Below are 6,528 nucleotides of genomic sequence, written 5' to 3'. Positions count from 1 at the left end.
ATTCAGCACCCAAGACGGCAACGGAATCCAACAAGGATGGGGCGGACGAACACGCTGACACGCCGTAAAAAAGCACACGTTTTGTCCATTAACCCGACGGAAAACCGTCGACCAGATTTTTACAAGAGGTTGAATTTACCAGGAGGACTTGGTGACGCCTGGTAGTTCACCGCGGTGAGCCATGTCGCGGAGGCGAACACGGGAGATACCGAATTTCTGCAGGGTACCTCGTGGACGTCCGTCGATAGAGTCACGGTTACGAACACGGACTGGAGAGGCGTCGCGTGGTAGCTTCTGCAAGCCAACGCGTGCTTCTTCGTGCTGTTCGTCAGTAGCGTTCGGGTCAACCAGCTGTGCTTTCAGCTGTTTGCGACGTTCATCGTAACGAGCAACGATTTCTTTACGCTTCTCGTTTTTGGCGATCATAGATTTCTTAGCCAATGCTTAGCGCTCCTCTCGAAAATCAACGTGTTTGCGGGCTACAGGATCGTATTTCTTCAACGTAATACGATCTGGGTTGTTGCGGCGGTTCTTACGAGTTACGTAAGTGTAGCCGGTGCCTGCAGTCGATTTCATTTTGATAATGGGGCGCAAGCCCTTTTCGCGTGCCATTGTTAGAGCTTCACTCCCTTAGCGATGAGTTCTGAAATGACAGAGTCAATGCCGCGGGCGTCAATTACTTTGATGCCGCGTGCGGATACGTTCAGCGTTACTTTACGACCCAGTGACGGGACGAAGTAGCTTTTCTTTTGGATATTCGGATTAAACCGGCGCTTGGTGCGGCGGTTCGAGTGGGACACTCTATATCCTGTCCCCGGTCCAGCTCCGGTTACCTGGCAGTGTGCTGCCATGATCACTCCTCGGTTCTAAGCAGTAGTAAAAGTACGGGCGAAATGTTGTTGCGCCGATGGATTCGGCGACGGTTTCGCCACCAGTTGTGACACCGCGCTCTTACTGCGACTTTCTCGAAGGAATACCAGGCTGGGTGAGAACCAACCGAAGTGCCCTTTTCATCGCTAGGGTGAAGACGGTGAGTCTCCTTTAAAGCTTGCACTTCAAAAGAGAGCCAAATTTTCGGTGACTGCACTCTCTCCGTTTGCTTTCCTTCAACCATGGTCGGGCCGAAGTGGGCACAGTGCAGACAACAAGCTCACAGTTTAGTCCGCCAAAAGTATTTAATCAAACCGTGGAGTAGCTTCACGGTTGATACTTTGAGCATGCCGCCAGTATGACTGTGACTAGCCAGTCAATAACCAGTGATCCGGTTGGTTTCGGCGAAGCACGTTATCGAAAATACTGGTGGCGTGCCGCAGTTCTTCCGGTGTCAGTGATTGCAAAACCCGGGTTTCAACGGCACCGTGATACACCCCACGAAGGTCTTCCAGCAGGGCCGACCCCTCGTCGGTAATTTCGGCAACGGTGACGCGCTTATCCGTATCGGACAAACGACGGACCATCAGACCGCGCTGGTCGAGTTTGCGGGCCACATGGGACAGCCGTGATAGGGATGCGTCACAGCGAGCTGCAAGGTGAGACATACCTACGGCAGCGTCTTCTTTTGCGAGATGATCGAGAACTTGGAATTCAAAGAAGCTGACCTTGCCCGCATCCTGGAGAGCACGTTCCAGATCTGGGAGCACTCCCATGTAGACGGCGACAACTCGCTGCCAGAACGCCATCTCGTCAGAGCTGAACGACACCGATGATTGAGAGTCGTTTTCGTCAATCCCGTGTGAAATTTTCACCACGCTTCATCCCTTCTAGGAAGCCATCGATCTGCGCCCGCCAATTTTATACGAATTCGCAATGCATTATGACCCAAGCTAATAGAAATCTTTTCTACCTTAGTGAATACACCTGGAGTTCACCCTAAAAATCACCCTGAGTAACCTCAGAATTTCTCAGCTGTTCCCCAGGCTTTCCTTTTCCGCAGCCAGCGGTTGAGTATCAGGAGCGCGGCACCAATGGCCAGCGTGCCGACACCGATCAGGACGTTCCTGGTTTCATTCGGCCCTGTTGTCGCAAGCTGTTCGGTCGCGTGTATCTCTTCGGCTTCTTCAATCGGTGGCTCCGTTGCCGTCGGAGGGTCTTCCGGCACGGGCGGTTCCTCTGGTGCAGGCGGCTCCGTCGGTGTAGGTGGTTCTTCCGGGCTAGGTGGTTCCTCTGGCGCAGGCGGCTCTTCTGATGGTGGCGGTTCTACAACCGTTGGTTTTTCCCAGCTCAGCTGTAATTCAGTGGAATCCTGGTGTGACGTTTGATCGACCACAACGATGGTCTGAAACCTGCGCTGCGCATCGGGTTCTGGCGTGATGAGCCTGCCGGTATAGCCAAATTCCGTTGATTCAGCGGCGATGTGTACCCCGCCGGTTTCTGTGTCTGCAGGGACGTGGAGCCACAACTCATCGGTCGTGACCGGTTGGCTCGGTTCGAGGAGCTCTCCATCAGCATCAAGGATGGAAAGGTCTTCCATGTCCACAGCGTCATCTATGGTGTTAATGTCAAGGCCTACCGAGTCGGTCGAAGCGTTGAGTTCTACCGGACCAAACACATGATCATCTTCGTCCTCGATTATTTCCGTGAGGCCTTGTGGCCGGGCCACGTCTGCGTCGGTGGCTTCGATTAGGGTCACACTGGCTTGAACTTGCTGTTCATTGAGGCCAGTGTTCTCCTCGCCGGTCAGATAGTCGAACACCGCCTGAACATTGTCGGCAGATTGTGCTGAAACGGGCTCGTTATTTGTGGCCGCACTTTCGACCGTGAGGTTGCCATCTGGAACGAAATCGTCAGTGAAATGCCAGATCGCTGATTGGGTTGCAGCAATCGCTTCGGCTTCTGTCAGTCCCGAGGTGCCGGTGGTCGCCTCGATGTCATCCAGGCTCAGCGTTGGATGGGAATTTCGAAGTATCCATGCAACCTGTTCGCGTACTTGCGAGTCCGTCTTGAAATTGTTGTCACCGGTAAATTCATCCCAGCCGGTTACGGCCGCTGTATGGTCCGGGTCCGCTGCTCGAATCCAATATTCGATGCAGTACGCCAGAATCGATTCACCGTCGACGACGACGGTACGCAGCGTGGGTGAAACACCGTTGACGGTCAGACCGTGCTGATATTCCCGTGCAGGTCCCATGACCGCTGTCGTGTCATCCGTCGCCAAGCTATCGCTATCCAACGGTACTGCGTCGTCTGCGTGTGCTGCGGCGGGGACAAGAAATGCTGCCCCGCCCAGTGCCGTCACTGCCAATGATGCATAAATTGTGTTCTTCAAAAGTGTGTCCTCAGCTCATGGCGATTGCGCTGTGCAATCGGTGTGCGTCCGACACTAGGCAAATGGCTCGTTCCGACACGCCCCTACCCCACGGAACCTGTGGATAACTAGGTGGTCGTTGCTTGTTGAGTGGCGTGTTCCGCCAGCTGACGATGGTGAGCGCGATGGTCAATGCCAGCGAAAATGAGCGCGACGACTGAGAACAGTATCAACACTGCCATAGCCATTTGGAAAGCATGAGCATAAGCGGCCACTGACGCAGGGTCTGCGGGATCTGGCAGCCCCGAGGCGTCACGTGGCACGGCGACGACCAGCGCATAAAAGATAGCAGAACCCACGGCAACTCCGATCGCGTTGCCTAACCGTTGGCCAACCTGCTGGAAGGAACCTGCAACGCCACCCTGTGTGACAGGGACATCGATGAGCGTACGCATTTGATTAGCAGACATGATGAATCCGGGACCAATACCTGCGACGCCAAGGACGATGGCCATCGCGATGGGATTGTGTTCGGGCGGGACGAATGCCGAGACTGCGACGAGACCGATAAGGGCGGTGATGAAGATGACGTACCCCCACAGCACCAGGGTGGTGGCATGACGGAAGGTGTAGCGTCCAACGGCTGCGGCAACGGCGGCCGAGATAAACGCGAAGGGAACAGTGATCAGGCCAACGGCAACCGGGTCATGGCCGAGGCCCTGCTGGTTAAAGAGGGTCATGACCAAGAACATGGCGGGCATAGCTGCGAACCACAGCGTCGTGATAATCACGCCGTTGCGATACGAGGGAAAGGAAAAAAGCGTGAAATCTAAGACGGGGCTCTTGCCCGCCGCACGGTACTGGTTTTCCCAGCGCACGAACAGCACCGCCGTCACCAGCCCTAACGGCACAAAGATCCATCGCGCCGCGATGTCGTCAGTGCCGCTGGTCAGTACAAACGGCAGCATCACAAAAAGCACAGATGCGGCCATCAGCAAAATACCGACGGCATCCAGGTCTGCCCGCCCAGGCTGTGGTTGGCTGGCCGGGATGAGCCACAGGGCCAATGGAATGATGAGTAGCGCCAGGGGCACGTTCATGCCGAAGGTCCAACGCCAGCCGAGATCGGAACCAAACGCACCGAGAAAGAGCCCACCGATCGTGGGGCCAAATGCGGTTCCCAGACCGATGGCTGCACCAAAGATCCCGAACGCTTGACCACGAGCTTGACCTTGAAACAAGGTTTGTACCATGCCCAACACCTGGGGCATGAGGATGCCCGCGGCGATACCCTGCAGGATGCGTGCCGCGACCAACAAGGTGGCAGTCGGGGCTAATGCCGCGCACAGTGAGGCCACCGTAAAAATGCTGAGCCCAATCATGAACATGGCTTTGCGGTTCCACTGGTCACCAAGTCGACCGGATGGAACCAGCGCGATACCAAAGGCCAGCACATAACCGGCGACAACGAGTCCCGTCTGGGTGGGGGTAGCACCGAGGGTTTCCTCTAATGGGGTCAGCACCACATTGACTTTGACGATATCGAGGATGGTCAGCACGGCCACACTGGCGGCAACGGCAAAAGCGATCCAATCAGAACGCTGGGTACTAGGTTGTTTCACACTCACGAAGCTAGGCTAGCCTATTCCCACAAGGTTCGGGGCGGTCGCCCGGCCACACAATACGGCCTCGACGTGTGCTCGTATTCCGCGAGCGCACGTCGAGGCCGGGATCATGACGATGCGATTCACACCGGGGCCGCCACCATGCTTAGGTCAAGAATGGCTTGTCGACAACCGTGGCCGATTCCCTGCCGTGGCGGGTCTCGACCTGAATGGTTGTACCGTTGTCTGCCAGTTCAGTCGGCACCATCGCAAAGCCGATGTTCTTCTCAAGACGGGGCGAATAGCACGCGGAACTCACGAGGCCCACTTGTTGTGCATTGTAATGAACAGGAAATGCTTCGGGCATCGATCCGTCGGTATACGAGCCCAGTGGTTCCCCCGCTATTTCTACACCCACCAGCTTGCGATCAACTCCCTGATCGCGAATCTGCTGCAATGCCGGCTGTCCAATGAACGGCGTCTCTTGATCGATTTCGCGCTCGAGCCATGGATAGTGGAATGCGACCTCGAACGGGTTAGTATCCAAGGTCATATCCGCATCGTAGGAGAGGATGCCCGCCTCCATACGGTTGATGTGTACGGGGCCGGTGACTCGCATACCGTGTTGTTGGCCCGCCTCGTACACTGTTTCCCACAGACGATCAGCGTGCTGGCTTGCCTTTTCGAGATAAATCTCGAAGCCACCCACATTGGTGAAGCCCGTTTTGGACACGACGACGTCCATGCCGTCGAGTTGGTACCGCTTGAGCCAGTAATGACGAATGTCACGGATGGATTCGCCAAAGAGGTCGACCATGACCTCAACGGACTTTTTGCCCTGAACTTGCACAGGACCGACGTCGGCTTCTTGGACGTGCACATCGAGCCCAGACCAGTGGGCGGCTGCTAGAGCCCAGGGCAACAGGGTTGATTCGGCGGTAGAGAACCAGAAGCGCTGCTCTTCCACACGCAACAGGATAGGGTCGGACAGTACGCCGCCGTCTTGAGTCGTGATCAGGGCGTATTTACACTACTCCACCTCGAGGTCACTGAGATCTCGCAGGGTAAGCATATTCGTCAGTTCGAAGGCGTCGGGACCGGTGATCTCGACTTGGCGCTCGGCCCCGACGTCCCACAGGGTGACGTCGTTGACCAGCGCCCAGTATTCCTCGACCGGATTACCGTAACGCCGGGGGTGATATTGATGGTTAACAACGCTATAAGCTTCCACACCGTACCTGGGATATTGTGCCGCCGCACGACCACCAAAATGTGATCGCACGTATGGCCACCGCCGACGAACAATCGGTGCATGATGCCATCGACGCGGCCTTAGCAGTCCAAGATCAGTGGGCGGCAACGCCGTGGTGGGATCGAGCCGCGATCTTCCTGCGCGCAGCAGATCTAGCCGCAGGGAAATACCGGGACGAGCTGGTCGCCACGACCATGCTGGGACAGTCAAAAACGTTCCACCAAGCCGAGATTGAAGCAACGTGCGAGGTCGCTGATTTCTTCCGCTACAACGCCTATAATGCCCAGAAAATCTACTCCGATCAGCCGCAAGCACTGCAAGGCGACACCACTTAGAGATTGCGCGGATAGGGGCTTATCGGCGCTTACCGGAAATCGTAAGGCTTGACGGTGCGGGTGTCCCACCGGTAGCGGAGTCTGGCTTCGTGG

At 56.1% G+C, this 6,528-nt stretch carries 9 protein-coding genes; 1 reads left to right on the top strand and 8 read right to left on the bottom strand.

The genetic code is table 11. The annotated features are described in order from the left end of the window. Positions 1-135 precede the first annotated feature (135 nt). The 8 genes from rpsN to ACYVJT_RS14865 form a co-directional block, all read right to left on the bottom strand. A complete protein-coding gene (gene rpsN, locus ACYVJT_RS14900; RefSeq protein WP_343958376.1) occupies positions 136-441 on the bottom strand; it encodes a 30S ribosomal protein S14 in 306 nt (101 codons plus the stop codon). A gap of 3 nt (positions 442-444) precedes the next feature. Beyond that, a complete protein-coding gene (gene rpmG, locus ACYVJT_RS14895) occupies positions 445-612 on the bottom strand; it encodes a 50S ribosomal protein L33 (RefSeq protein WP_343958374.1) in 168 nt (55 codons plus the stop codon). Between the two features lie 2 nt (positions 613-614). Further along, positions 615-851, bottom strand: coding sequence for a 50S ribosomal protein L28 (gene rpmB, locus ACYVJT_RS14890; RefSeq protein WP_343958372.1), 237 nt, complete (start codon positions 849-851; stop codon positions 615-617). Positions 852-1,238: 387 nt separating this feature from the next. Further along, positions 1,239-1,748 carry a MarR family winged helix-turn-helix transcriptional regulator gene (locus tag ACYVJT_RS14885; RefSeq protein ID WP_343958370.1) on the bottom strand — a complete coding sequence of 170 codons (510 nt, stop codon included), beginning with the start codon at positions 1,746-1,748 and terminating at the stop codon, positions 1,239-1,241. 143 nt (positions 1,749-1,891) lie between these two features. After that, positions 1,892-3,265, bottom strand: a complete 1,374-nt coding sequence (locus tag ACYVJT_RS14880) for a thioester domain-containing protein (protein WP_343958368.1) — start codon at positions 3,263-3,265, stop codon at positions 1,892-1,894. Positions 3,266-3,372: 107 nt separating this feature from the next. Further along, on the bottom strand, positions 3,373-4,866 hold the full coding sequence (locus tag ACYVJT_RS14875; protein ID WP_343958366.1) for an MFS transporter: 1,494 nt from the start codon (positions 4,864-4,866) through the stop codon (positions 3,373-3,375). A gap of 148 nt (positions 4,867-5,014) precedes the next feature. Continuing rightward, positions 5,015-5,866, bottom strand: a complete 852-nt coding sequence (locus ACYVJT_RS14870; RefSeq protein WP_486389587.1) for a glycine cleavage T C-terminal barrel domain-containing protein — start codon at positions 5,864-5,866, stop codon at positions 5,015-5,017. 12 nt (positions 5,867-5,878) lie between these two features. Further along, complete coding sequence (locus ACYVJT_RS14865; RefSeq protein ID WP_499418523.1) at positions 5,879-6,079, bottom strand: hypothetical protein; 201 nt, start codon at positions 6,077-6,079, stop codon at positions 5,879-5,881. Between the two features lie 17 nt (positions 6,080-6,096). Between ACYVJT_RS14865 and ACYVJT_RS14860 the strand changes: the two genes are divergently transcribed. Continuing rightward, a complete protein-coding gene (locus ACYVJT_RS14860) occupies positions 6,097-6,435 on the top strand; it encodes an aldehyde dehydrogenase family protein (RefSeq protein ID WP_499418522.1) in 339 nt (112 codons plus the stop codon). Positions 6,436-6,528: the final 93 nt, after the last annotated feature.

Source organism: Yaniella soli, assembly GCF_054782375.1.
This window is presented reverse-complemented; position numbering and strand designations above follow the sequence as displayed.

What these genes read in the sequence shown, in the direction of transcription:
- rpmG (WP_343958374.1), bottom strand. Translation starts at nt 612, where the DNA reads ATGGCACGCGAAAAGGGCTTGCGCCCCATTATCAAAATGAAATCGACT.
- rpmB (WP_343958372.1), bottom strand. Translation starts at nt 851, where the DNA reads ATGGCAGCACACTGCCAGGTAACCGGAGCTGGACCGGGGACAGGATAT.